The sequence below is a fragment of the Geobacillus zalihae genome (genome assembly GCF_030414215.1).
GTDB classification, from domain to species: Bacteria; Bacillota; Bacilli; order Bacillales; family Anoxybacillaceae; genus Geobacillus; species Geobacillus zalihae.
Genome location: NZ_CP129217.1, coordinates 2,322,132 through 2,347,383, shown reverse-complemented (window position 1 = coordinate 2,347,383; position 25,252 = coordinate 2,322,132). Strand labels below are relative to the sequence as shown.

The 25,252-nt window shown below is 54.7% G+C and carries 30 protein-coding genes and 1 riboswitch; of the genes, 28 read left to right on the top strand and 2 right to left on the bottom strand.

Annotation, left to right across the window (positions count from 1 at the left end; all coding sequences use genetic code 11):
- Positions 1 to 132 precede the first annotated feature (132 nt).
- The 5 genes from QWV57_RS11835 to QWV57_RS11815 all read left to right on the top strand — a co-directional run bounded on the left by QWV57_RS11835 (position 133) and on the right by QWV57_RS11815 (position 4,104).
- Entirely contained in the window at positions 133 to 1,413 is a 1,281-nt protein-coding gene (locus QWV57_RS11835) for an IS110 family RNA-guided transposase (protein ID WP_055358439.1), read from the top strand.
- A gap of 393 nt (positions 1,414 to 1,806) precedes the next feature.
- Complete coding sequence (locus tag QWV57_RS11830) at positions 1,807 to 2,151, top strand: iron-sulfur cluster biosynthesis family protein (protein WP_129447082.1); 345 nt, start codon at positions 1,807 to 1,809, stop codon at positions 2,149 to 2,151.
- Positions 2,141 to 2,380: a YqkC family protein gene (locus QWV57_RS11825; protein WP_015375326.1), complete on the top strand. Its 240-nt coding sequence runs from the start codon at positions 2,141 to 2,143 to the stop codon at positions 2,378 to 2,380. Before QWV57_RS11830 ends, QWV57_RS11825 begins: the two co-directional genes overlap by 11 nt.
- Positions 2,381 to 2,649: 269 nt before the next feature.
- Entirely contained in the window at positions 2,650 to 2,892 is a 243-nt protein-coding gene (locus QWV57_RS11820) for a YqkE family protein (protein ID WP_015375324.1), read from the top strand.
- A 15-nt stretch (positions 2,893 to 2,907) separates the two neighbouring features.
- On the top strand, positions 2,908 to 4,104 hold the full coding sequence (locus QWV57_RS11815) for a CynX/NimT family MFS transporter (protein ID WP_020755272.1): 1,197 nt from the start codon (positions 2,908 to 2,910) through the stop codon (positions 4,102 to 4,104).
- A 154-nt stretch (positions 4,105 to 4,258) separates the two neighbouring features.
- On the opposite strand, the gene QWV57_RS11810 is transcribed toward QWV57_RS11815, so the two are convergent.
- Positions 4,259 to 5,179, bottom strand: a complete 921-nt coding sequence (locus QWV57_RS11810; protein ID WP_020755271.1) for an aldo/keto reductase — start codon at positions 5,177 to 5,179, stop codon at positions 4,259 to 4,261.
- 120 nt (positions 5,180 to 5,299) lie between these two features.
- On the opposite strand from QWV57_RS11810, the gene QWV57_RS11805 reads away from it, so the two are divergent.
- The 21 genes from QWV57_RS11805 (at position 5,300) to lysA (ending at position 23,176) form a co-directional block, all read left to right on the top strand.
- Entirely contained in the window at positions 5,300 to 5,860 is a 561-nt protein-coding gene (locus QWV57_RS11805) for an NUDIX domain-containing protein (protein WP_301099923.1), read from the top strand.
- Positions 5,850 to 7,040, top strand: a complete 1,191-nt coding sequence (locus QWV57_RS11800; protein ID WP_060787661.1) for a TIGR00375 family protein — start codon at positions 5,850 to 5,852, stop codon at positions 7,038 to 7,040. Before QWV57_RS11805 ends, QWV57_RS11800 begins: the two co-directional genes overlap by 11 nt.
- Before the next feature lie 224 nt (positions 7,041 to 7,264).
- Positions 7,265 to 7,930 carry a stage II sporulation protein M gene (spoIIM, locus tag QWV57_RS11795; RefSeq protein ID WP_013144830.1) on the top strand — a complete coding sequence of 222 codons (666 nt, stop codon included), beginning with the start codon at positions 7,265 to 7,267 and terminating at the stop codon, positions 7,928 to 7,930.
- A gap of 97 nt (positions 7,931 to 8,027) precedes the next feature.
- A complete protein-coding gene (gene fur / locus QWV57_RS11790; protein WP_011231799.1) occupies positions 8,028 to 8,480 on the top strand; it encodes a ferric iron uptake transcriptional regulator in 453 nt (150 codons plus the stop codon).
- Positions 8,481 to 8,580: 100 nt separating this feature from the next.
- Positions 8,581 to 8,793, top strand: a complete 213-nt coding sequence (locus QWV57_RS11785; protein WP_011231798.1) for a YqzK family protein — start codon at positions 8,581 to 8,583, stop codon at positions 8,791 to 8,793.
- A 6-nt stretch (positions 8,794 to 8,799) separates the two neighbouring features.
- Entirely contained in the window at positions 8,800 to 9,696 is an 897-nt protein-coding gene (gene xerD, locus QWV57_RS11780) for a site-specific tyrosine recombinase XerD (protein ID WP_011231797.1), read from the top strand.
- A 133-nt stretch (positions 9,697 to 9,829) separates the two neighbouring features.
- The gene (gene deoB, locus QWV57_RS11775; RefSeq protein ID WP_033005752.1) at positions 9,830 to 11,017 is read left to right on the top strand and encodes a phosphopentomutase; all 1,188 of its coding nucleotides are present in this window, start codon (positions 9,830 to 9,832) and stop codon (positions 11,015 to 11,017) included.
- A 29-nt stretch (positions 11,018 to 11,046) separates the two neighbouring features.
- Entirely contained in the window at positions 11,047 to 11,883 is an 837-nt protein-coding gene (locus QWV57_RS11770) for a purine-nucleoside phosphorylase (RefSeq protein ID WP_011231795.1), read from the top strand.
- 5 nt (positions 11,884 to 11,888) lie between these two features.
- Entirely contained in the window at positions 11,889 to 13,190 is a 1,302-nt protein-coding gene (locus tag QWV57_RS11765) for a pyrimidine-nucleoside phosphorylase (RefSeq protein WP_033005751.1), read from the top strand.
- 166 nt (positions 13,191 to 13,356) lie between these two features.
- Positions 13,357 to 14,532 carry a D-alanyl-D-alanine carboxypeptidase family protein gene (locus QWV57_RS11760; RefSeq protein WP_301099922.1) on the top strand — a complete coding sequence of 392 codons (1,176 nt, stop codon included), beginning with the start codon at positions 13,357 to 13,359 and terminating at the stop codon, positions 14,530 to 14,532.
- A 125-nt stretch (positions 14,533 to 14,657) separates the two neighbouring features.
- The gene (gene spoIIAA, locus QWV57_RS11755) at positions 14,658 to 15,008 is read left to right on the top strand and encodes an anti-sigma F factor antagonist (RefSeq protein WP_011231792.1); all 351 of its coding nucleotides are present in this window, start codon (positions 14,658 to 14,660) and stop codon (positions 15,006 to 15,008) included.
- Positions 15,009 to 15,449, top strand: coding sequence for an anti-sigma F factor (gene spoIIAB / locus QWV57_RS11750; protein ID WP_011231791.1), 441 nt, complete (start codon positions 15,009 to 15,011; stop codon positions 15,447 to 15,449).
- A gap of 13 nt (positions 15,450 to 15,462) precedes the next feature.
- Positions 15,463 to 16,215, top strand: a complete 753-nt coding sequence (gene sigF, locus QWV57_RS11745; protein ID WP_011231790.1) for an RNA polymerase sporulation sigma factor SigF — start codon at positions 15,463 to 15,465, stop codon at positions 16,213 to 16,215.
- Positions 16,216 to 16,575: 360 nt separating this feature from the next.
- A complete protein-coding gene (locus tag QWV57_RS11740) occupies positions 16,576 to 17,199 on the top strand; it encodes a stage V sporulation protein AA (protein WP_301099921.1) in 624 nt (207 codons plus the stop codon).
- On the top strand, positions 17,186 to 17,617 hold the full coding sequence (locus QWV57_RS11735) for a stage V sporulation protein AB (RefSeq protein WP_011231788.1): 432 nt from the start codon (positions 17,186 to 17,188) through the stop codon (positions 17,615 to 17,617). The genes QWV57_RS11740 and QWV57_RS11735 overlap by 14 nt, the downstream gene beginning before the upstream one ends.
- 17 nt (positions 17,618 to 17,634) lie before the next feature.
- Positions 17,635 to 18,063: a SpoVA/SpoVAEb family sporulation membrane protein gene (locus tag QWV57_RS11730; RefSeq protein ID WP_013144836.1), complete on the top strand. Its 429-nt coding sequence runs from the start codon at positions 17,635 to 17,637 to the stop codon at positions 18,061 to 18,063.
- A gap of 18 nt (positions 18,064 to 18,081) precedes the next feature.
- Positions 18,082 to 19,110 carry a stage V sporulation protein AD gene (gene spoVAD / locus QWV57_RS11725; RefSeq protein WP_011231786.1) on the top strand — a complete coding sequence of 343 codons (1,029 nt, stop codon included), beginning with the start codon at positions 18,082 to 18,084 and terminating at the stop codon, positions 19,108 to 19,110.
- 39 nt (positions 19,111 to 19,149) lie between these two features.
- The gene (locus tag QWV57_RS11720; RefSeq protein WP_301099920.1) at positions 19,150 to 19,500 is read left to right on the top strand and encodes a SpoVA/SpoVAEb family sporulation membrane protein; all 351 of its coding nucleotides are present in this window, start codon (positions 19,150 to 19,152) and stop codon (positions 19,498 to 19,500) included.
- A gap of 5 nt (positions 19,501 to 19,505) precedes the next feature.
- Positions 19,506 to 20,117 carry a stage V sporulation protein SpoVABEA gene (gene spoVAEA, locus QWV57_RS11715; protein ID WP_301099919.1) on the top strand — a complete coding sequence of 204 codons (612 nt, stop codon included), beginning with the start codon at positions 19,506 to 19,508 and terminating at the stop codon, positions 20,115 to 20,117.
- Positions 20,065 to 21,543 carry a spore germination protein gene (locus tag QWV57_RS11710; RefSeq protein ID WP_033005742.1) on the top strand — a complete coding sequence of 493 codons (1,479 nt, stop codon included), beginning with the start codon at positions 20,065 to 20,067 and terminating at the stop codon, positions 21,541 to 21,543. The genes spoVAEA and QWV57_RS11710 overlap by 53 nt, the downstream gene beginning before the upstream one ends.
- A gap of 313 nt (positions 21,544 to 21,856) precedes the next feature.
- Positions 21,857 to 23,176 (top strand): diaminopimelate decarboxylase, encoded by a 1,320-nt coding sequence (lysA, locus tag QWV57_RS11705; protein ID WP_301099918.1) that lies wholly within the window; start codon positions 21,857 to 21,859, stop codon positions 23,174 to 23,176.
- A gap of 73 nt (positions 23,177 to 23,249) precedes the next feature.
- On the opposite strand, the gene QWV57_RS11700 is transcribed toward lysA, so the two are convergent.
- Positions 23,250 to 24,128: a DUF1002 domain-containing protein gene (locus QWV57_RS11700; RefSeq protein ID WP_025948557.1), complete on the bottom strand. Its 879-nt coding sequence runs from the start codon at positions 24,126 to 24,128 to the stop codon at positions 23,250 to 23,252.
- Positions 24,129 to 24,312: 184 nt separating this feature from the next.
- Here QWV57_RS11700 and QWV57_RS11695 point away from each other — a divergent pair, with 184 nt between their 5' ends.
- Both QWV57_RS11695 and QWV57_RS11690 read left to right on the top strand, forming a co-directional pair.
- Positions 24,313 to 24,753, top strand: coding sequence for a peptidylprolyl isomerase (locus QWV57_RS11695; protein WP_301099917.1), 441 nt, complete (start codon positions 24,313 to 24,315; stop codon positions 24,751 to 24,753).
- Positions 24,740 to 24,868: a hypothetical protein gene (locus QWV57_RS11690; RefSeq protein ID WP_014196248.1), complete on the top strand. Its 129-nt coding sequence runs from the start codon at positions 24,740 to 24,742 to the stop codon at positions 24,866 to 24,868. Before QWV57_RS11695 ends, QWV57_RS11690 begins: the two co-directional genes overlap by 14 nt.
- A 47-nt stretch (positions 24,869 to 24,915) precedes the next feature.
- A riboswitch (FMN riboswitch) is annotated at positions 24,916 to 25,048 on the top strand.
- Positions 25,049 to 25,252: the final 204 nt, after the last annotated feature.

Below are 25,252 nucleotides of genomic sequence, written 5' to 3'. Positions count from 1 at the left end.
GAAAAGGAAAATCAATAAGGAAAAAGGAGCATTCCCGTTAGGAGCTTTTCCGGGGACTTGATCAAAAAAAGCCCTCTTGGTATGATACAGGGGTGTCAACCACATCACTCACCATACCAAGGAGGACTTCAGATGAATTGTACACAAAACTATAAAATTGATCAAGTAACCGAACAAACGCTTGTCGTGGGTATTGATATCGCGAAACGAACCCACTACGCCTGCTTCGTGGATGACCGGGGGCGCGTGCTTCGCAAATCGTTCCCGATCTTCCAGTCGAAAGAGGGGTTTCAACAGCTGTATAAAGCGATTCAGGAGGCGATGCAAGCGTTCGGGAAGTCAGAGGTGATCGTCGCCGTGGAGCCGACCGGGCACTACTGGTTGAACCTGGCCTACTTCCTCGAGGAGCACGGGATCCCGTTGGTCATGGTCAACCCGGCGCATGTGTGTCGGTCGAAAGAACTTGATGACAACCTGCCGACGAAACACGACGCCAAAGACGCCCTGGTCATTGCCAGACTGGCAAAAGACGGACGATTCCTCGTTCCCCGGCTGCTGCACGAGATTGAAGCCGATTTGCGCGTGGGGAGCACGCTCAAAGAGAAGCTCCGCAAGGAACAGACGGCGGTGAAAAACGCGATCGTCCGCTGGACGGATCGGTATTTTCCAGAGTTTTGGACCGTGTTTCGTGACTTGGGGAAAACGGCGCTTTCGGTGTTGGAGTGGACGCCGCTTCCGGCTGATATGGCCGGCCGGACGGTGGAGGAGCTTCTTGAGGTGTACCGGCAAAGCGAAGGGATGAAATGCCCGCAGAAGGCCAAAATTCAGGCGTTGATCAACACCGCGAAGGACTCGATTGGGGTGACGGAAGGGACAGCGATGGCCCGGTTTGAGATCGCCGCGCTCGTCCGCCGATACCGCCAATTGGAGGCGGAGATCGCTGCACTGGACGCCGAGTTGAAGGCATTGGTTCAAACGACGATGGAGTACCAATGGTTGAAAACGGTCGACGGGTTGGGAGACGCCACGATCATCGATCTGCTGGCGGAGATCGGCAGCTTCGCCCATTATCGGGACCCGCGCCAATTGGTGAAGTTGGCGGGCCTGACGCTCAAGGAGAACTCCTCCGGCCAGCGCAAAGGGCAAAAGCACATCTCCAAACGGGGACGGAAACGGTTGCGCTCGGTGCTGTTTCGGGCGATGATTCCGCTGATTCGGCATAACGAGGCGTTTCGCGAGCTGCATGAGTATTATACGACCCGATCCGTCAATCCGCTGACCGGAAAGCAGTCCATCGTCGCCTTGTGCCGGAAGCTGTTGAATGTGCTGTTTGCGATTTGTACGAAGAAACAAGCGTTTGACGCGGAGCGAATGAAACAGGACGTCTTGTCCCAAGTGCAACGGGCGGCCTAAGGCCTCCCCCCTGCGAACGGAAGAATCGTTGGACAACGAGATGACACCGGAGAAGCTGGCGTGATTTCATCCATTCGACCTTGAGTCCCTAAAGGAGCTTGGCCGGCCTCCGCCTGATGACGAGACCGAACGAGGGAATGTTGGCGCGAAGACGCCCGGAGACATGGGAGGGTTCGTCCTCATCAGCGACGCGGAGATCCAAAGGGTGCATCGAATATGCTTCCCCCGCGGCAGGAAAATATAACCAGCCGTGGCCGCGAAGCGCACCCTAGGTCTGTAAGATATCCACAAAACTGAAAAAGGATGTAAGGGATTTTGTCGAAAAATATTTTTTGGACACCCCTGAGAGGCCGAAAAGCCTTGATAGATCAACATTTCTAGAGGGAGTCAGGCATGAGTGTATCGATCACGTTTACGGATGCAGCCAAACGGGCGCTTGCCTCTATTGTAGCGCAATCCGAACGGCAGTTAAAGCTGGCGTTTGACACGGACGGCTGCGGCTGTTTGGTCGACGGCGTGCCGGCGCTATGGCTTGTCGACAAGGCCGATGACGATGATTGGGCCGTCGAAACGAATTTCGTGCCGGTGCTCGTGGAACGGTCGCGGCTCATCTTTTTTGATGAAGCGATGACGATTGACGTCAAGCCGGGAACGACCGTTTTTCAGCTCAAAAGCCCAGGGCAAATGTTGAATGGTCATATGCCGCTTGTTGAGGTGAAATCCGGCGATGAACGGTAAGTTAGAGCAGCTCGCAAAGACGGCGAAGCAAAAAACATGGGTGTCGTTCACCCATGAAAACGATCCGTACAGCTTGCTTCATTGGTCGGTCGCCGGCCCGTATCATGAGGCGAAAGACGTCTGGCTGCTGCAAAACGAAATGACGTTTGAAACGAAAGAGTTTCCGACGCTTGAGTCGGCCATTGCTTGGCTTGGCGAGCATATGCCGCACATCACCGAAGTGTTGTAAAGGGGATGCCCTGAAAGCCGGTTTGGGCTGCAGGGCGCCCCTTTCTATAAAAATCCGCATATGCCATTTCTATGTCATTGAGGACTGTTTTGCCGCTTGGTCGGGTGGGTTGCTTTTTCCAGCTCTTCTTTTGCGATCACCGGCTTGACCGTATCAGCGGACGGTTTTCCTTTTTGGGCGCGGTTTTTCGCCATCCATCATCTCTCCTTTTCTTTGTCGTGTAGTTGTATCGTTTGACAAATGAACGATTGTTATGCAAGGGGGCGGACATGATGAAGAAGATCGGGCGAAAAAAAGAGCAAGGGACGGAGGCTTTGACGATCGCCGACCGGCTTGGCGCCGCGGTGGAAGCGAAGCTGCTTGAGAAAAAGCGGGTGCTTGCCGAGGAAGAACAGCGGCGTCGGGCGGCAGAGGAAGCGCGGCGCCGCGAGGAAGCGCGCCGCCGCGAGGAACAGAAATCGTTTGCCGAGCTGCTTGAGGAAAGCGAGCTAGACTGGCGGAAATTTAAGTAGCGGAGGGGATGGACGATGAAATCGAATGCGGCAGCGGCGCGCCCCTCTTCTTTTCCATTCTGGACGGCCGGAGCGGTCGTCGCGTTGGCCGTCAATTTGCGCGCGCCGCTTACGACGGTCGGCCCGCTCGTGCCTGATTTGCAGCGGGGGCTTGGCCTTTCCTACGCGGCCGCCGGGGCGTTGACGACAATTCCGCTTATGGCGTTCGCCTTGCTGGCGCCGGCGGCAGCGGCTCTCGCCCGCCGGTTCGGGATGAAGCGGACGCTCTTTTTTTCGTTGATCGTTTTGCTCGTTGGCGAGCTTCTCCGGCCGCTCTCCGGCGTTGGCTGGCTGTTTGCCGGCACGGTGCTGATCGGTGCAGCCATTGCGGTGGACAACGTCTTGCTGCCGGCGCTGGTGAAAGAGTCGTTTCCCGAACGGGTTGGTTTCATGATGGGCATTTATACAGTGACGATGAACATGAGCGCGGCGTTCGCTTCCGGGATCGCCGTTCCGCTTGCGGATGACTGGGGGCTTGGCTGGCAAGGGGCGCTTCGCTTTTGGGCATTGTTGGCGGCTTTGGCGCTTTTCGTTTGGCTGCCGCAAGCGCGCCGCCAGGAGCCGGACGGCGCGCCGTCCGGAAGCCGCCGCTCAACGCTTTGGCGGTCATGGCTCGCCTGGCAAGTGACGTTGTTTATGGGATTGCAATCGTTTTTCTTTTACTGCGTCGTCACTTGGCTTCCGGAGCTTGGACAAAGCAAGGGGTTGGCCGCCGGGGCGGCCGGATGGCTGCTCTTTTTCTTTCAGTTTGCCCAGCTGCCGATGATGTTCGTCTCTCCGATGCTCGCGGAGCGGATGGACAATCAAAAGGTGCTGATTGGTTCAGCTGTGCTTTGCATGGGAGCTGGGACGCTTGTCTTTTTCGGCGGGCAAGGGTGGTGGCTGTGGGCGGGGGCGCTTGTTGCCGGCATCGGCGCTGGCATGGCGTTTTCGCTGGCGATGATGCTGTTTACGCTGCGGACGCGCCATCCGCTCGCCGCCGCCCAATTGTCCGCCATGGCGCAATCGGTCGGCTACTTGCTGGCGGCTTCCGGTCCGCCGTTGTTCGGGGTGCTGTATGATGCGTCCGGCCGCTTCAATGCGCCGCTTGGTCTGCTTGTTGCCGTCTGCATCGCCATGATGGCCGTTGGCTTAGGGGCGGCGAGGGACCGATACGTAGATGAAAAGAAATAAAGCGGCCCGCTCGTCGCAAATGAGCGGCCGCACGTACCGAACGAGAGCCCGTATGCGGCCGTCAACGGCCGCCGGGCTCTCGATTTGTTTGCATTTTTTGGCTCGATCTATTTTTCAGCAAGGCATGTCGGCTTTCTTTCCGCTCCTTTGGTTTTTATCGATGCACGTCGTACACCGAGCGTTTCGTCGCTTGTTTCAGCCATTCGTATTCAGTGCGGTCAAGCGGCGGGGCTGACGCAGCGGCGACGTTTTCCTCAAGCTGTTCAAGGCGGCTGGCGCCCGGGATGACGGCGGCAACGACCGGGTCATACAAGCAAAATTGCAGCGCGGTCGCGGTCAAGGACCGGCGTCCGGCCGTTTTTTCCTTCAGCTTCGGGATGAGCGCCTGCAGTTCTTCATACGAATAATCGAGGTAGCCGTGTTGTTTCACCGCGCTGCCCGCCTGCTCAAGCGGGCGGCTCGTGAGCAAGCCTCTAGCGACCGGACCGCGGGCGATCACGCTGATGTTGTGTTCGCGAAGAAGCGGGAACCATTCTTCCGGCCGACGGTCAAGCAAGCTGTATTGCATCATGACGCTGACGATGTTCGAGCGCTTCACATATTCGCGAATGACGTTTGGGCGGATCGAGGAGATGCCGTACCAACGGATGACGCCTTCTTGCTTCAGCTCTTCGAACGCTTCAATCGTCTCATCGATCGGGTCGTCGATCGTGCCGCCGTGGAGCTGGTATAAGTCAATGTAGTCCGTTTGCAGGCGGCGCAGGCTCTCTTTGACCGCTTGTTTGATATAGGCTTTTGACGGATCCCAGTCCCAGCCGCTTCCGTCTCGGCGCCAACGGTTGCCGACTTTTGTCGCGATGATGACTTGGTCGCGTTTTCCTTTCACCGCTTTGCCGACAAATTCCTCGTTTAAGCCGCGGTCGTATAAATCGGCTGTATCCAAGTAGTTGATGCCGCGCTCCAATGCTTCATGGATGAGATAGATGGCATGGTTTTCATCAGTGCCGAGCGACATGCAGCCGAGTCCAATTTCGCTGACGTATAAGTCTGATGTGCCGATGCGGCGTTTGTTCATGTTTTGCGCCCCCTTTCGCGATCGATAATGATATGTTCATTGTACAACGGAAGCGAAAAAATGGCCAAACATGTAGTACAATGGAAAAGAATCGATCCAATTTGATAGGGGAGAATGAACATGGAGCTGTATGAAAAAACAATCCGCAGAGAGAAGCTGTTCAGCGGCCGCATCATTGACTTGTATATCGAGGAAGTCGAGTTGCCAAATGGGAAAACGAGCCGGCGCGAGGTGATCAAACATCCGGGGGCGGTGGCGGTGCTGCCGCTGTTGCCGGACGGGAAAATCGTTCTTGTCCGCCAGTACCGAAAAGCGTTGGAGCGCGCATTAGTCGAGATTCCGGCGGGCAAGCTAGAACATGGGGAAGAGCCGCTCGCTTCCGCACACCGCGAGCTCGAAGAAGAAACCGGCTGCCGCGCCCAATCGATGCGCCATCTCATGTCCTTTTATACATCCCCAGGGTTTGCCGATGAACTCATCCATTTGTATGTCGCCGAGGGGCTGGAAAAAGCGGAGGACGGCGCCGGTTTGGATGAAGATGAGTTTGTCGAGCTGTTGGAAGTGACATTGGAGGAGGCGCTTGAGATGCTTCAACAACGTGACATTTACGACGCGAAAACGGCATACGCCTTGCAATATTTGCAGCTGCGCCGCGCGCTAGGGGAGCAAAATGCCGAATAAAAAAAACGAGCGCGGCCTCGGCCGTTATTACGCTGATTTACATATTCACATCGGCCGCACCGCCTCGGGCCGCCCGGTGAAAATTACGGGGGCGCGCACGTTGACGCTTGAGAACATCTTGCATGAGGCGGCTGAGGTGAAAGGGATCGACCTCGTCGGTGTCATTGACAGCCATGTGCCCGAAGTGCTGGACGAGCTCGAGCGGGCAGTGGAGAAGCACGGTTGGCGCGAACATGAGGGGGGCGGCGTCAGCGCCGGGAAGGTGACGCTTTTGTTAGGCAGTGAAATCGAAGTATATGACGACCATTGCCATGGACCGATCCACGTGCTCGTTTTTTTGCCGACTGTGCAGACGATGCGCACGTTTTCCGGCTGGCTTGGCAAACGGGTAAAGAACGTGTCGCTCAGTTCACAGCGCATTTACGTGTCCGGCCGTGAACTGCAAGCTGCCGCGAAAGAGCAGGGCGGCTGGTTCATTCCCGCGCACGCGTTCACCCCGTTTAAAAGCTTGTACGGAAAAGGGGTCAAGCACAGCCTGACAGAAGTGTTTGACCCGGATTGGATTGATGCCATTGAACTTGGGTTAAGCGCCGACACGGCGATGGCGGACCAGATCGCCGAATTGCATCGCTACCCGTACTTGACGAATTCCGATGCCCATTCGCTGCGGAAAATCGCCCGTGAATATGAAGAAGTGCGGCTCGCCGCCCCGACGTTTGCCGAATTTGAAAAAGCGCTGCGCGGTGAAGACGGGCGCGCGATTGTCGCCAACTACGGTTTAAATCCCAAACTCGGAAAATATCACCAGACAGTGTGCGAGCGCTGCCTTGCGCCGGCTGCACCGGACGTCGACAGCTGTGCGGCATGCGGCCATCATCGCTTCGTGAAAGGCGTGTTTGACCGGCTGGCGGAGCTGAAAACGGCGGAACGCAGGCCGAAACGGCCGCCGTACATTTATCAAGTGCCGCTTGAATTCATCCCCGGCCTTGGTCCAAAAGCGTATGAAAAGCTGCTCGCCCGTTTTGGCACGGAAATGAGCGTTCTTCATGAGGCGGCGGAGGAAGAGATCGCGGAGACGGTGGGAGAAAAGTTGGCCCAACTGATCGTCCTTGCCCGCAGCGGTGCGCTCCATATCGAGGCCGGGGGCGGTGGGAGATACGGGAAAGTGCGGGAGGGGTAACCACTCGGGCAGCGCTCCTGCCGTTCATCATCATGCCGTGCGTGCTGCTTGGCCCAGCCCAGCCATGCGCCAATGGACCGAGGCGGCGTGCCGCCCGTGAAGTTGGTCACACGTCGGTGTTGAGCTGCTTTTTCATTCCATCACCAGCCTTTTAGAAAAACAGTCATACCGAAAGCGGATGGACATACAATCTACTAAGAGACAAAGTAGGAGGACGAAGCACAATGAGAACCCATCCGCTGAAATCGGCTATCGCTGTCCATTGGCGTGAACATGCTTCGCTGTATGTGTTTGTCATCGTCCTGTTTCTCATGGGCGTCATTTTCGGCGCCATTGTCGTCAACAGCCTCGGTTTCAGTCAAAAGCAAGACTTGTACTATTACTTGACGCAATTTTTTGGACAAGTGTCAAAAGACAATATCGCAAGCGCCCATGATATGTTCCGGCAAAGCTATATGCACAACGTCAAATATACCGCGCTGATGTGGGTGCTTGGCATTTCTGTCATTGGCTTGCCGATCATTCTTGTTTTGCTGTTTTTCAAAGGCGTCGTCGTCGGCTTTACGGTTGGCTTTTTAGTCAACCAAATGGGTTGGCGCGGGTTTCTTTTGTCGTTTGTGTCCATCATGCCGCAAAATTTGGTGGCCATTCCACTCATGATCGTCATGGGCGTCATTTCGATTTCGTTTTCCTTGCACATGGTGCGCAACCAGTTTATGAAGCGGCCGCATGGATCGATGTTTCCGATGGTGATGCGCTACGCAGCGGCGATGGCGGCTGTCGCCCTTGGGTTGCTTCTTTCCTCAGCGGTCGAGGCATATCTTTCGCCGGCATTGATGAAACAGGCGGTTCAATGGACAATGAGTTTAATCATAATGAATATTATATAATAACCATTATCATTTCTTCATAATAGTGATTTTACTTTGATACTTCCCTCGTGCATTTGTTATAATGATGGGTGAATGGCGAGGGAGGAATGAAAAGATGGAAGATCGTGTGGAACGAATCAAGAAGCAGCTGCATTCGGCGGGTTACAAGTTAACGCCGCAGCGGGAAGCAACAGTAAGAGTCCTGCTTGAACATGAAGAAGACCATTTAAGCGCGGAAGACGTCTACCTCCTCGTGAAAGAAAAATCCCCAGAAATCGGGTTGGCGACCGTTTACCGGACGCTCGAGCTGTTAACCGAGCTGAAAATTGTCGATAAAATCAATTTCGGGGACGGGGTGTCGCGCTATGACCTCCGCAAGGAAGGAGCGGCCCATTTCCATCACCACCTCATCTGCTTGGAATGCGGATCGGTGGCGGAAATTCAAGAAGATTTGCTTGAGGATGTCGAAGCGATTGTTGAGGAGAAGTGGAAATTTAAAATTAAAGACCATCGTTTGACGTTCCACGGCATTTGTCACCGTTGCCAGCAAAAGCATGAAGAAAAATAAAAACCTTTTCCAACGGGAAAGGTTTTTTGCGTATAAACAACGAAACAAATGGCATATCCTCATACTAGCAAGCTGACAAGCAGCTGATAGGGAGGATGCCATGAAAACCGTTTGGCAAATGGTGAAAGTGTTTCTTTTATTTACGGGATGCACCATTTTATTTTATTATAGTCTTGTATGGTTTAACCGCGAGTACGAGTATTACCACCGATACGATGAGCCGAAGGGATCGGCGGTCAAAGTATCGGCGGCGGAGAGTGCGCCGCCAAGTTGGCTCGACCGGCTGTTATTTTTTTATCGCGATGGGGAGTAGAGAGCGTTGGAATACGAGTTGAAAGATTTTCTGCATTATTTGACGGTGGAGCGGAATTTGGCGCACAATACGATCGTTTCGTATGAACGCGATTTGAAAAAATACGTCCGCTATTTGCGCCAAGTCGAGCAGCTTCAGGCGTGGGGCGAAGTGGAGCGCCTCCATATTCTCCATTTTTTAAAGTTTTTAAGCGAACAAGGGCAATCGGCGCGGACGATCGCCCGCCATTTGGCGTCGATCCGTTCGTTTCATCAGTTTTTGCTAAGGGAGAAAATCGCGGCGCAAGACCCGACCGTCCATATCGAAACGCCGCAGTTTGAACGGACGCTGCCGAAAGTGCTGTCGGTCGAGGAAGTCGAGGCGCTGCTTGCAGCGCCGCAAGTGAGCACACCGTTTGGGCTGCGCGACAAGGCGATGCTGGAGCTGTTGTATGCGACCGGCATGCGCGTCAGTGAGCTTGTGCAGCTCAACTTAAGCGACGTGCATTTGACGATGGGGTTTGTCCGCTGCTATGGAAAAGGGCGGAAAGAGCGGATCGTGCCGATCGGGCGCATGGCGATTGAAGCGCTTGCCCACTATTTGGAGCGAGGGCGCCCGCAGCTTGTCAATCCGCGACGGCGGGCAACGGAGGCGCTGTTTTTGAACCATTATGGCCAGCGGTTGACACGGCAAGGGTTTTGGAAAATTTTAAAGCGGCTCGCGAAAGAAGCCGGCATCGAAAAAGAATTGACGCCGCATACGCTTCGGCATTCGTTTGCGACGCATCTGCTTGAGAACGGAGCCGATTTGCGCGCTGTGCAAGAGTTGCTTGGGCATGCCGACATTTCGACGACGCAAATGTATACGCATGTTACGAAAACGCGCCTAAAAGACGTGTACAAACAGTACCACCCGCGCGCCTAGCAGTTGCCGTATGCTAGGCGCTTGCCTGTCGTTTTAGTTGTCAGACTTCTGACCAATTGGCCATAGGCGTGTTTTCGCGAAAATACGGGAACGATAGAAAGAGACTCCATATTTTTCATTGCAGGCAGGGGGAATGAATGTGAAAGCGACATACCGGCGCGTCTTTTTGATTGTGATGGATTCAGTCGGCATCGGCGAAGCGCCGGATGCCGAGAAATACAACGACAAAGGAGCGGATACGCTCGGCCATATCGCTGAGTATCGCGGCGGCCTCTATATGCCGAACATGGCGAAGCTCGGCCTAAGCCATATTCGTGAGATCAAAGGGGTGCCGAAAGTCGATCGACCGCTCGCGTACTATACAAAAATGAAGGAAGCATCGGCTGGAAAAGATACGATGACAGGCCATTGGGAGCTGATGGGCCTTCGCATCGACAAGCCGTTCCGCGTCTTTCCGAACGGGTTCCCAGATGAATTGATCGCTGAGCTCGAGCGGCGCACCGGCCGGAACGTGATCGGCAACAAACCGGCGAGCGGAACAGCGATCATCGAAGAGCTTGGCGAAGAGCATATGAAAACAGGGGCGATCATCGTCTATACATCAGCCGACTCCGTCTTGCAAATCGCCGCCCATGAACAAGTTGTGCCGCTTGATGAATTGTACCGCATTTGCGAAATCGCTCGTGAATTGACGCGCGACGAGCCGTATATGGTCGGGCGCGTCATTGCCCGACCGTTCATCGGCACACCCGGCCATTTTGAGCGAACCGCCAACCGGCACGACTATGCGCTTAAGCCGTTTGGCAAAACGGTGATGAATGAATTGAAAGACGCCGGTTATGAAGTGATTGCCATCGGGAAGATCGCCGATATTTACGACAATGAAGGAGTTACCCAGTCGTTGCGAACGACATCCAATATGGACGGAATGGATAAGCTCGTCGACACGCTCGGCATGGACTTTACCGGGTTGAGTTTCGTCAATCTCGTCGATTTTGACGCTAAATACGGCCATCGCCGCGACCCAAAAGGTTACGGCGATGCGCTCGAAGAGTTTGACGCCCGGCTTGCCGATGTGTTGCCGCGCTTGACAGCGGACGACTTGCTTATCATCACCGCTGACCACGGCAACGACCCGATTCACCACGGAACCGACCATACGCGCGAATATGTGCCGCTTTTGGTGTACAGCCCGCGATTTCGCGGCGGCAAGCCGCTCCCAGTCCGCGAGACGTTTGCCGATGTCGGCGCAACGATTGCGGATAACTTCCAAGTCAACCGGCCGCCGTACGGAACAAGCTTTTTGGCTGATTTGGCCTAACTTCATAAAGAACGATGAGGGGGAAAAGAATGGATCGACAAGCGATTGAAAAAACCGCCGGTCATTTGCGCCCATTGATGCCAACTCCGCCTGAAATCGGTCTCATTCTCGGCTCGGGGCTCGGCGTGCTCGCTGATGAAATCGAAGAGGCGGTTCGCATTCCGTATGAAGATATTCCCGGATTTCCAGTGTCGACCGTTGAAGGACACGCTGGACGGCTCGTATATGGGCGGCTTGAGGGGGCGACCGTTGTCGCCATGCAAGGGCGGTTTCATTATTATGAAGGGTATTCGCTTCAGGAAGTGACGTTTCCCGTCCGGGTGATGAAGGCGCTTGGCGTCCGCGAATTGATCGTGACAAACGCTGCGGGCGGCATCAACGAACGGTTTCAGCCCGGCGATTTCATGATCATTTCCGACCATATCAACTTGCTGGGCACAAATCCGCTCATTGGTCCGAACGATCCGGAGCTTGGTCCGCGCTTTCCGGACATGACGGAAGCGTATAGCCGGCGGCTGCGCGAGCTCGCCAAGGAAACGGCGGCGAGACTTGGCGTTCGCGTGCATGAAGGAGTATATGTCGCCAATACGGGGCCGTCGTACGAAACGCCGGCGGAAATCCGCATGATTCGTACGCTCGGCGGCGATGCGGTCGGCATGTCGACCGTCCCGGAAGTGATCGTCGCCCGCCACGGCGGCATTGAGGTGCTCGGCATTTCGTGCATTTCGAATATGGCTGCAGGGATGTCGGATGCTCCGCTTCACCACGACGAAGTGGTTGAAACGGCTGAGCGGGTGAAGACGGACTTTTTGCGGTTTGTGAAAGCGATTGTCGCCGAAATGGCGAAATCAAAACGAAAAAGGTGATCGCGATGCGAATGGTCGATTTGATTGCGAAAAAGCGCGACGGAAAGGCGCTGACGAAGGAAGAAATTGAGTGGATCGTCCGAGGGTATACAGACGGGGACATTCCCGATTACCAAATGAGCGCGCTCGCGATGGCGATTTATTTCCGCGGCATGACCGAGGAAGAAACGGCCGCGCTGACGATGGCGATGGTGCACTCCGGCGAAATGCTCGATTTGTCGAGTATTCGCGGCGTGAAAGTCGATAAACATTCGACCGGCGGGGTCGGCGATACGACGACGCTTGTTTTAGGGCCGCTTGTCGCTTCTGTCGGCGTGCCGGTGGCGAAAATGTCTGGGCGCGGCCTCGGCCATACGGGCGGCACGATCGACAAACTCGAGTCCGTGCCCGGGTTTCATGTCGAGATCAGCAAAGACGAGTTCATTCGACTCGTGAATGAAAACGGAATCGCCATTATCGGCCAAACGGGCGATTTGACACCGGCTGACAAAAAGCTATATGCGCTTCGCGATGTGACGGCGACCGTCAACAGCATTCCGCTCATCGCCTCGTCGATCATGAGCAAAAAAATCGCCGCTGGGGCTGATGCCATCGTCTTGGATGTGAAAACGGGCGCCGGAGCGTTTATGAAGGAACTTGACGAGGCGCGCCGGCTCGCTCGAGCGATGGTCGACATTGGCAAGCGCGTCGGCCGCCGGACGATGGCGGTCATTTCTGACATGAGCCAGCCGCTCGGCTATGCCGTCGGCAACGCCTTGGAAGTGAAAGAGGCCATCGAAACGTTAAAAGGAAACGGGCCGCACGATTTAACCGAACTTTGTTTGACGCTCGGCAGCCATATGGTCTATTTGGCGGAGAAGGCGCCATCGCTTGATGAGGCGCGCCGTTTGCTTGAAGAGGCGATTCGCAGCGGGGCCGCCATCGCGGCGTTCAAAACGTTTTTGGCCGCTCAAGGTGGAGATGCATCGGTCGTCGACGATCTGGATCAATTGCCAAAGGCGGCCTATACGTCGACCGTCACGGCGGCTGCCGACGGCTATGTCGCCGAGATGGCTGCCGATGACATCGGCACGGCCGCCATGTGGCTCGGCGCCGGCCGGGCGAAAAAAGAAGACATGATCGATTTGGCGGTCGGCATTGTGCTCCATAAAAAAATCGGCGATCGCGTGCAGAAAGGGGAAGTGCTCGCCACGATTCACAGCAACCGGCCAGATGTGCTTGACGTGAAAGAAAAGATCGAGGCGGCTATTCGTCTGTCGCCGCAGCCGGTTGCTCGGCCGCCGCTCATTTATGAGACCATCGTATAGAGAGGGACGCTGGCGATCCGCAAGGAAAAAAGCAGTTGTTCAAGTAGAAGACGCCTGAAACGCGTGTTTCGGGCGTTTTTTTTGTTTTTTGGAAAATGAGCTGTTTTTTGTATAAAAATATCTCGTCTGGAAAAAATGGCATGTATAAAGAATGGAGGTTTGGGAGATGAAAACGACAGTCATCCGTCTGCTTGTATTGCCGATTCTTCTGTTCCTTCCTCTTTCCGTGCATGCCGAGTCACACGAAAAGAAGGCGGCAAAGGTGAAGCTGGCCGATGAGGCGAAATCAGCCATTTTGATTGAACGCGACACCGGCAAAGTATTGTATGAAAAAAATGCCCATGAACCATTGCCGCCGGCGAGCATGACGAAAATTATGACGATGCTGCTAGTCATGGAAGCCATCGATGAAGGAAAGCTGTCCTACGATGAAAAAGTGCGGGCGAGCGAATACGCCGCGTCAATGGGTGGATCGCAAATTTTCCTCGAGCCGGGCGAGGAAATGACCGTCGATGAGCTGCTGCGCGGCATTGCCATCGGTTCGGCCAACGACGCGTCGGTCGCTATGGCTGAGCAGATCGCCGGGTCGGAAGAAGCATTTGTCGAGATGATGAATGAAAAAGCGAAACAGCTTGGCTTAAAAAACACCCATTTCGCCAATGCGACCGGCCTGCCGGCGGAACATCACTACAGCAGCGCTTATGATATGGCCATGATGGCGCGCGAACTGTTGAAATATGAAGATATTACCAAATATACGAGCAAATACGAAGACTATTTGCGCGAAAATACGGACAAAAAGTTTTGGCTCGTCAATACGAACCGGCTTGTCAAATTTTATCCGGGCGTTGACGGCCTGAAAACCGGATATACAGCCGAAGCGAAATATTGTTTGACCGCCACGGCGAAAAAGAACGGCATGCGCGTCATCGCTGTTGTGTTTGGAGCGCCGACGCCGAAATCGCGCAATGCGCAAATTACGAAGATGCTCGATTACGCGTTTTCCCAATATCGAACTCACCCGGTGTACAAACGGAATGAAACTGTCGCCCGCGTCAACATAAGCAAAGGCAAACGGTCATCCGTCGAAGCGGTGACGTCGGAGCCGGTGTCGGTGCTGACGAAAAAAGGGCAGTCGGTCGAGCAGATCGAAAAAGTGATCAAAGTGAAAGACAATGTGAAAGCACCCGTTCGCAAAGGCGATGAGCTTGGCGTCCTCATTTTAAAACAGGATGGAAAAGAAATTTTGCACAGCCCGATCGTCGCCAAGCAAACGGTCGAAGAAGCGAGCTTTTGGGACTTGTTTAAGCGGGTGTTTGGCCGCTTCGTGCAAGCGGGATAATGTCAAGTTTTGCGGTCTTTTCGCTCTCTTTGGCGAACGACCACTAGTTTTGTCGGGCGGCAGGATTTCGGGCGGACAGCAGCGAAATGTCTCCATATCTTGAAATGGACAAGGGGGAACACGCTGTGAGTCTCGCGATCGACTTGGAAGTGAAGCAAGACGTGCTCATCGTTCGCCTGTCTGGGGAGCTTGACCATCATACAGCCGAAGAATTGCGTGAACAAGTGACGGATGTGCTCGAAAACCGAGCGATCCGCCACATCGTGCTCAATTTAGGACAATTGACGTTCATGGACAGCTCTGGCCTCGGCGTCATTCTCGGACGCTATAAACAAATCAAAAACGTCGGCGGGCAGATGGTTGTATGCGCCGTATCGCCGGCCGTCAAACGGCTGTTTGACATGTCGGGTCTGTTTAAAATCATCCGCGTTGAGGCGGATGAGCAATTCGCCTTGCAAGCATTGGGGGTGGCGTAAATGCGCAATGAAATGCACCTCCAATTTTCTGCCCGCAGCGAAAATGAATCGTTCGCCCGTGTGACCGTGGCGGCGTTCGTCGCCCAGCTTGACCCGACGATGGACGAACTGACGGAAATTAAAACGGTTGTCTCTGAGGCGGTGACAAACGCGATCATTCACGGCTACAACAACGATCCGAACGGCATCGTCTCCATTTCGGTCATCATTGAAGACGGTGTCGTCCATTTGACGGTGAGAGACGAAGGAGTCGGCATTCCTGACATCGAAGAAGCGCGCCAGCCGTTGTTTACGACAAAGCCCGAGCTCGAGCGGTCAGGGATGGGCTTTACCATTATGGAAAACTTCATGGACGAAGTCATCGTCGAGTCGGAAGTGAACAAAGGGACGACTGTGTATTTGAAAAAGCATATTGCGAAAAGCAAAGCGTTATGTAACTGAGGGAGACATGCCTATGGATGTCGATGTCAAGCAAGATCAGTCGCCAATCAAAGATCAGGAGATGAAAGAGCTGATCCGCCGCAGCCAAGAAGGCGATCAAGAAGCGCGTGATGAAATTATTGAAAAAAACATGCGCCTCGTCTGGTCGGTCGTTCAACGTTTTTTAAACCGCGGCTATGAAGCGGACGACTTGTTTCAAATCGGCTGCATCGGCTTGTTAAAGTCGGTCGACAAGTTTGACCTGTCGTATGACGTCAAGTTTTCGACGTACGCCGTGCCGATGATCATTGGGGAGATTCAGCGGTTTCTTCGCGACGACGGCACCGTCAAAGTGAGCCGTTCGCTGAAAGAGATGGGCAACAAAATCCGCAAGGCGAAAGATGAGCTGTCGAAAACGCGCGGGCGGGCGCCGACGGTTACGGAAATCGCCGACCATTTAGGCATTTCGCCAGAAGACGTCGTTCTGGCTCAAGAGGCGGTCCGCTCGCCGACATCGATTCACGAAACGGTGTACGAAAACGACGGCGATCCGATTACGTTGCTTGATCAAATCGCTGACGCCGACGAGGCGTCATGGTTTGACAAAATCGCCTTAAAAAAAGCGATCGAAGAACTCGACGAGCGTGAGAGGCTGATCGTCTATTTGCGCTATTACAAAGACCAAACCCAGTCCGAAGTGGCATCGAGGCTCGGCATCTCTCAAGTGCAAGTATCCCGGCTGGAAAAGAAAATATTGCAGCACATAAAGGACAAAATGGACGGATAGTCCATTTTGTCCGCACGGAGTGAGCAACAAAATGGACGGATCGACCATTTTGTCCGCACGGAGTGAGCAACAAAATGGACGGATCGACCATTTTGTCCGCACAAGGTGTTCCCAAAATGGACGGATGTCAATTCATCGGCGGTGAACCATGAATCGCATCCGTCTTTTGGTGTGTAAGCGCATCTTGGAACGCTTTTTCCGGAGCAAGCAACAAAAGTCTAAAAAAGAATGGGCGTTTTTTTCTTTGCCCATTCTTTTCTATTTTTATGAAATCGATGGTGAACGTCGACAGGCCGCATGATCGGTGTTTTTGCCAACCAAACTAAAGAAAAACAAAATGGGGACAAAGGTGTGAAGCAAATGGCCAACACCGTATTTATCAAGCCGCGCCATCGCGTGCAAGTCAAGCCGGGGGCGGTGGTGACGCTCGGGCAGGCGGCCCAAATCGCTGCGCCGGATGGCGGGCTCATTCGGCGGTTGAAGGCGATTCCGCTCTATCGCATCCAGCCCAGCGATAAAAATATCGTCATCATCGATATGATGCAAATGATCAGGGCTGTGTTTGACGTGGATTCCTCGCTTGATGTGCAGATGATCGGTCCATCACAGACGATCATTGAAGTCGTCTATGAAAAACGGAAGGTTTCGACCGCTTCCTTCGTTCTCGTTTGGCTTCTTTTGTTCGTCGGTTCGGCGATGGCGATCATGAACTTTCACGAGGACGTCAGCATGCAACAAGTGCATCGCCATCTGTACGAAATGATGACCGGCCAAGCGGTCGATAAACCGCTGCTTTTGCAAATTCCGTATTCGCTTGGGCTCGGCATCGGGATGATTTTATTTTTCAACCATTGGTTCCGCAAACGAATCAACGAGGAGCCCAGCCCTCTTGAAGTCGAAATGTTCAACTACCAGCAATCGATCGATCAGTACGTCATTTTGCATGAAAACAAAGAAAGCTTGAGGCCTCTTGACGACGCTTGAGATTTTGCTGGTAGTGTTCGTCGGCTTCGCCGGAGGGTTGGCGGTCGGAACCGGATTTGTCGCTTTTTTGGTCGTGCTTGGCGTCATCCCGCGCCTGACGCAGCTGACGAAAACGCCAAAACGCATTCACGCCTATGAATGGGGGGCTGTAGCCGGCGCCATCGTTGGCGGTTGGATGAGTTTGCGCCATTCGGTTTGGCATTTATCCAAATATTGGCTAGCGCCGATCGGATTGTTTCATGGTGTGTTTATCGGAATGCTCGCTGCCGCTTTAACAGAGGTGTTGAACGTTTGGCCGATTTTAGCGAAGCGGATCGGCGTCGATGATAAAATCGTCATTTTACTTATGGCCATCGCCTTTGGCAAAGTGGCCGGTTCGTTGTTTCATTGGCTTTATTTTGTCGATCACTTTCGCTGACAAAGGGGGAAGGAAACGTGGGATTGAAGTCCGATTATGTCCGCGAGGTGAAGGCGTTTCAGCCTTCTCCCCCATACGCCGCCAATGCGGTAAAAGCGTTTTTTGTCGGTGGGATGTTTTGTGCGTTGGCGCAATGGCTCGCTGATTGGTATGGCGGCACGTTTGCCGCTTCGCCGCTCGAGGCCCATCTGTGGGCGTCTATGGTGATGGCTGGATTGGCGATTGTGCTGACGGCCGTCGGGAAATATGATGATTTCAGCCAATTTGCCGGTGCGGGGGCGACGATGCTCATTACAGGGCTGGCCAATGCGATCGCCAGCGCCGCTATCGAGCATCGCAGCGAAGGATGGACGGCCGGGGTGGCCGGGCAGATGTTGAAAGCCGGTGGGGCAGCGGTCATTTATGGTCTGATTGCCGCCTATGTGCTTGGCCTTGTTTGGCCGTGACGAAAAGAGGGATTGGCCATGAAACGTGTCGGAAAGCAGACATGGGTGTTTGACGATGGTGTTTACATCCAAGCGGCCGCTGCCGCGGTCGGGCCGCTTGAAGCCGACGGGCCGCTCGGAAGTTATTTTGATGTTTGCCATCGCGACTTATATTGCGGCGAAGCGACGTGGGAGCTGGCCGAGCGGAGGCTGATGCGGGAGGCGGTGGACTGCTGCTTGCAAAAGGCGGGCGTCTCTGCCGAAGAAGTCGATCTATTTTTGGCCGGTGATTTATTAAACCAAAATGCGACATCGAATTATGTCGCCCGCGAGCTGCCGATTCCGTTTTTATGCTTGTTCGGCGCCTGTTCGACCTCGATGCAAACGTTGGCGGCAGCCGCTGCGTTTGTCGCTGGTGGATTGGCTGATCGGGCGCTTGCGGCGACAAGCAGTCATAACGCGACGGCCGAACGGCAGTTTCGCTACCCGACTGAGCTTGGGGTGCAAAAGCCGAAAACGGCGACGTTCACCGTCACGGGCGCCGGCGCCGCGCTTGTTGGCCGCGCGCCGGGACGTTGGCGCGTCCGGGCGGCGACGATCGGCAAAGTCGTTGACGCCGGGCTGAAAAACCCACTCGACATGGGGGCGGCGATGGCTCCGGCGGCGGCCGATACGATCGAGCAGCATTTCCGTGACTTAGGCGTCTCGCCGGGCGATTACGATTTGATCGTCACCGGCGACTTGTCGCGCGTCGGCAGCGTCATCGTCCGCGAGTTGCTTGCTGAATCAGGCTACGATGTGACCGACGTTTACAACGATTGCGGGCTGATGATTTACCGGCCAGATCAAAAGGTGTTCGCCGGCGGCAGCGGCTGCGCCTGCTCGGCGGTCGTCACGTACGGGTATTTGCTTCAAGAGCTCGCCCGCGGAACGTTTCGACGCCTGTTTGTCGTCGCTACCGGGGCGCTCTTGAGTCAAACGATGGTGCAGCAAAAACAGTCGATCCCAGCGATCGCTCACGGCGTCGTCATCGAAGCGGCTGGACAGGAGCCGGATTTGCCGCCGTAGGACGCCTTTTATTTGGGAACGATCAGGAGGGAATGTGATATGGAATACGTCCGTGCCTTTCTCGCCGGCGGGCTGCTGTGCGCCATCGTTCAGCTCATCATCGACCGCGGCAAATGGACGCCGGCTGGCGTCGCCGGTTCGCTTGTCGTCTTTGGCGTACTCCTTGGCTTTGGCGGCGTCTATGATCCATTCGTCGCTTGGGCTGGCGCCGGGGCGACGATGCCGCTATGCGGATTTGGGTATTGGTTGGCGAAAGGAGCCATGGCAGAACCGCGGCCGGAGGGATTTGTCGAAACCGGAGCAGCGGTGTTCCGCTTGGCCGGCGCCTTGGTTGCTTTCATGGTGGCCGGGTCGTTCGTCGCCGCGCTCATTTGCAAACCGAAAGGGTAGGGATCATGAAAAAAAGACGGGTGATTTTAGTAACCGATGGGGACGAGTTCGCCTGCCGGGCGATTGAGCGGGTTGCCGCCGAGATCGGCGGCCGTTGCATTTCCCGCTCGCAAGGCAATCCGACGAAACTGAGTGGTGAACAGTTGGTCGAACTCATTTTGCAAACGCCGCACGATCCAGTGTTTGTCATGTTTGACGATTGCGGCGCCCTCGGGGAGGGGGCCGGAGAGCAGGCGCTTCGCTATGTGGCGGGGCATGAGCAAATTGAGGTGCTTGGGGCGCTGGCGGTTGCCTCCAATACGCACCAGCATGAATGGACAAAAGTACATGTGAGCATCGACCGTGACGGCGTGATGACCGAATATGGGGTCGATAAAGAAGGCGTCCGGGACCTCGAGATCGGGCGGATCAATGGCGATACCGTCTACTGCCTTGACCGGCTGAACATTCCGCTCATCGTCGGCATCGGCGACATCGGCAAAATGGGATACCGAGACCATGCGAAATACGGAGCGCCGATTACGCGCAAGGCGGTCGAGTTGATTCTCGAAAGGAGTGGTGGCCATGCCGGAAAAAGAAAAGAAACCGAAAGCGCCGATCGCGAAGCGGCTCGTTGACAACGCGAAGTTTTTGCAACAGCGGATCGGCGTCGGGACAAGCTTTGATTTAGGCGTGCGGAAAATTGATGTCCTAAACCGGGAAGTACATATTTACTACTGCAACGGTTTATGCGACACGCAATACATTATCGAATTGTTAAAACAAATTGTGCGCGTCAACGATGATGAACGCCAGGCGTCCCAAGCGTGGCAGATCATCGAAAATCGACTTGTTCATCAGCAAGTCAGTCCGGTGACGAGCCTCGACGAAGCGGTTGACAAGCTGCTGTCGGGCTTGATCATCGTCTTGATTGAAGGCGAATCGACCGGATTTGCTGTCGACGTCCGCAGCTATCCGGGTCGGCAGCCGCAAGAGCCGGATACGGAAAAAGTTGTGCGCGGCGCCCGCGACGGCTATGTCGAGAACATCATTGTCAACACGGCGCTCACCCGCCGCCGCATCCGCGACGAGCGGCTGCGCTTTGAAATTTTGCAAGTCGGCGAGCGGTCAAAAACGGACGTATGCATCGCCTATATTAAAGACGTCGCTGACCCGGGGCTTGTTGAACTCGTCAAGAAAGAGTTGCAGCAAATCAACGTCGATGGACTGACGATGGGCGACAAAACAGTCGAAGAGTTTTTAGTCAAGCAAGGATACAACCCGTACCCGCTCGTCCGTTACACCGAGAGGCCAGATGTAGCAGCGACGCACCTGCTTGAAGGGCACGTGCTCATTATGGTTGATACATCGCCAAGCGTCATCATCACGCCGACAACATTTTTTCACCACGTCCAGCATGCCGAGGAATACCGGCAGTCGCCAGGGGTCGGGACGTTTGTGCGCTGGGTGCGGTTTTTAGGCATTTTGACGTCGTTGTTTTTGCTGCCGCTGTGGGTGCTGTTCGTCCTTGAACCGTCGTTGCTGCCCGAATCATGGGCGTTTATTGGGCCGAACAAACAAACGAACATCCCGATCATTGTGCAAATTTTGCTCGCTGATTTTGGGATTGAGTTTTTGCGGATGGCAGCCATTCATACCCCGACGCCGCTATCAACCGCGATGGGTTTGATTGCCGCCGTCTTGATCGGACAAATCGCCATCGATGTCGGGCTGTTTGTGCCGGAAGTGATCTTGTACATTTCGGTGGCGGCGATCGGTTCCTTTGCGACGCCAAGCTATGAGTTGAGCGTGGCGAATAAGATTTCTCGATTGGCATTGGTCATTCTTGTCGCCTTGTTTAAAGTGCCCGGGCTCGTCATTGGCACGACCGTTTATTTGCTTTGGCTCGCCAGCATCCGCTCGCTTAATACGCCGTACTTATGGCCGTTCATCCCGTTCGATCCAGCGGCATTTATGCAAATTGTCGTCCGCCGTTCGGTTGCCGGAGCGAGAGTGCGCCCGAGCATCGTTCACCCGCAAGACCGGCAAAAACAGCCGTCATGACGCGAACGATCCATTTGGAAGCGGCCGTTTCCACCTATTGGCGGCCGCTTTTTTCGTTTTAGCGCTATTGCAACTTTTTTATCATTATGATAAGTTATATGTAATTGCTTGCACTGATGGTGCTTGCCTCAGTGCTTCGCACGTTTGCACGGGCGGAATGGGCATGGCCCAGCGCGGGGTGTGCGGCCTTCCGTTTCAAGGCAGAGCCGATGGCGCTTTGCGGTTTTCCATTTTGTAAAGGCAGTTGCCGATTTTGCAAACTGTCTTTTTTGCTTTTGCCATGCGATTTCGATAGAGGAATGAGGGGTTTGCGATGTTTCTTCACGGGACAAGCCGCGTGAATGAACAAGGGCATTTGGAAATCGGCGGTGTCGATGTGGTCGAGTTGGCCAAAACGTATGGCACGCCGCTTTATATTTATGACGTTGCGTTGATCCGCGCTCGGGCGCGCGCGTTTAAAGAAGCGTTCCAGCGCCACGGCGTGCGGGCGCAAGTCGCGTATGCGAGCAAGGCGTTTTCCGCCGTCGCCATCGTGCAGCTGGCCGCTGAGGAGGGATTGTCGCTTGACGTCGTCTCAGGCGGTGAGCTGTATACGGCGCTTGCGGCCGGTTTTCCGCCTGAGCGCATCCATTTTCATGGCAACAACAAAAGCCGGGACGAATTGGCGATGGCGCTTGAACACGGCATCGGCTGCATCGTTGCCGACAACTTTTACGAACTCGAGCTGATCGAAGAGCTGGCGGAGTCATCCGGTCGGACGGTGCCGGTTTTGCTCCGCGTGACGCCGGGGGTCGAGGCGCATACGCACGATTACATTTTAACCGGGCAAGAAGATTCAAAGTTCGGCTTTGACTTAAACAACGGTCAGGCGGACGAGGCGTTTCGCCGTGTCATGGCATCGGCCGCGTTTCAGCTGCTCGGCGTTCATTGCCATATCGGCTCGCAAATTTTTGAAACAGCTGGGTTTGTGCTCGCGGCGCAAAAAGTGTTTGCCAAGCTGGCGGAGTGGAACAAGGCGCACGGATTTGTCCCAGCGGTTGTCAACCTTGGCGGCGGCTTTGGCATCCGCTATACGGAGGAAGACGACCCGATTCCGGTGACAGCGTACGTCGACTGCATCGTGGAAGAGGTGAAAAGGCAGGCCGAAGCTTGCCGCTTGCCGTTGCCGGAAATTTGGATCGAGCCGGGCCGGTCGCTCGTGGGTGATGCCGGAACGACGATTTATACGATCGGTTCGCGCAAAGAGGTGCCCAACGTCCGCACCTATATTGCCGTTGACGGCGGCATGAGCGACAACATCCGTCCGGCGCTTTACGGAGCGAAATACGAAGCCGCGCTCGCCAACCGGGTGTTCGGCGAGCCGACGGAAGTCGTATCGATCGCCGGGAAGTGTTGCGAGTCAGGCGACATGCTCATTTGGGACATCGCCCTGCCGGAAGCGGAGCCGGGCGATTATTTGGCCGTTTTTTGCACCGGCGCTTACGGCTATTCCATGGCGAACAATTACAACCGTCTGCCGCGCCCAGCCGTTGTGTTCGTTGAAAACGGCGACGCCCAGCTCGTTGTGAAACGGGAGACATATGAAGATTTGATCCAATATGATTTGCCTTTGAAAACGAAAGTGAAAAAGTGAAGGCCGCCGGTTGGAAAGAGAACGGGCCTTCACAAAGAAAAGGCGCCCGCTGCCTTTTTTGGGGCGCCTTCTTTCATTGTTGATTTGAGGAAAATGCTGATTTGATCGCGTTCCAAATTTCTTTCAAGATGTCGATCAGATTTTGAATGAACGTTTTCCCTTCTTCTGACTGCAAAAACGCCGATAGCTGTTCTTTCGCCTTGCTCAGCTGATCGTTCACTTGATCCCAATTAATATGGGCGTTTTGCATTTTATGGAAAAGGGAAATCAGGTTGTTGATTTCATTCTCGCTCAGCGTAATGCCAAGGTCGTTGGCGATTTTTTCAATAAGGGCGCGCAAATCAGCGTCCGTCTGCGGTGGGTTGTTGGCGATTTCTTGTTTGATTTTCGCCAGCAGGGCGACCGCTTTGTCCGCGCCGATCGAATCGGCGAGCTTCGCCGTCTGCACCATTTCCTCGTTCGCCACTTTTTTGACATCATCAGGGATGGCTTGGTCCGAGGAAATTTCATACGCCTTCATCAGCCCCGTCAGCGCTGCGGTGCCGGAAACCGGAAACGGGGCGGTGATGTAAATATCGGCATCTTTCACCCCTGCGGTGATCAAGGCGTTTGTATACATCTCTTTCGTCACCCATGTGATGTTGTGCGTTTCGACATGAAGCCCCGAGCCAGGCTCTTTTATCGTGATCATCGACGACGAGATGGCGCGCGTGCCGATTTGCGCTTTCGGAATGAGTCCGTCCAAATATTTATGCTCCTCAACGTTTGAGACGGTGATCGTTTGCGCCCCGTCCGGCGCCTTCATTTCGTCGAGCACTTTTTGCTTTTGTTCATTCGTTAAGTTTTCCCCGAGCGTCACAATGACATCGCCCGGCGCGGCATCGGCCGCTGCGATGCCCGGAGATGCCAAGAGCACCGCCCAAAGCAGCGATGAAGCGATCATTCGTTTCACATAGCTCGCCTCCTGTTTACGAAAATGCATTACCATTATACCGTACGCTCGCCTGCTTGGCTATCGGAAAAACGCGACGCGGTCAGGCGGCGTGCGAATTTGAAAAGACATTTTTTCTTTTGTTTCACTTGGCCATCATGGTATGATAAAAGCAGTTTCGATGTCGAAAAGGAGCTGGATGCTTGTGGCAAAAAAAGGATATATTCTAATGGAAAACGGCGGGAAAATCGAGTTTGAACTGTTCCCAAACGAGGCGCCGGCGACGGTGGCCAATTTTGAGAAGCTCGCAAACGAAGGCTTTTATAACGGGTTGACGTTCCACCGCGTCATCCCTGGATTTGTCAGCCAAGGAGGATGTCCACGCGGCAATGGAACGGGCGATGCCGGCTATACGATCCCGTGCGAGACGGACAACAATCCACACCGACATGTCACCGGCGCGATGTCAATGGCGCACCGCGGCCGCGATACCGGCAGCTGCCAGTTCTTTATCGTCCACGAGCCGCAGCCGCACTTGGATGGGGTGCATACCGTCTTTGGCCAAGTGACATCGGGCATGGACGTCGTGAAGACGATGAAAAACGGCGACGTGATGAAGGAAGTGAGAGTATTTGACGAACCGTAAACAGCGCATGAGCGAGGATGATCGGACTGTTCGAAACAACTGGCGCTTGTTTTTCTTTTTGCTTGCGGCCAGCCTGTTGTGGGGAGCGGCGTATTGGATTTGGGTTGCGGAATGATGATGCAGGGCGTTTCGTGTGGTATAATGAACATAACGATATCGTGATGCATCCTTCGGGGCAGGGTGAAATTCCCGACCGGCGGTGATGGGGCTTTCCGCCCCTCAGCCCGCGAGCCGAAAGGCAGGATCCGGTGCGATTCCGGAGCCGACAGTATAGTCTGGATGGGAGAAGGATGCCAATATGCGCACGGCTGTTTTCGGCCGGTTCAGACCGCGTGGGCAGCGTCTGTCGGCCGACTAGGCATGGTAGTATCTTTTGTTTCCGACCGGCCGGTATAGCCTGCTTGGCGAACATGTGTTTGTTTGCGCATCATTGGTCATTCTCTCATCGATGAGCCCCCGGGGACATCCCGGGGGTTTCATTTTTATTGAAGGAGGGAGT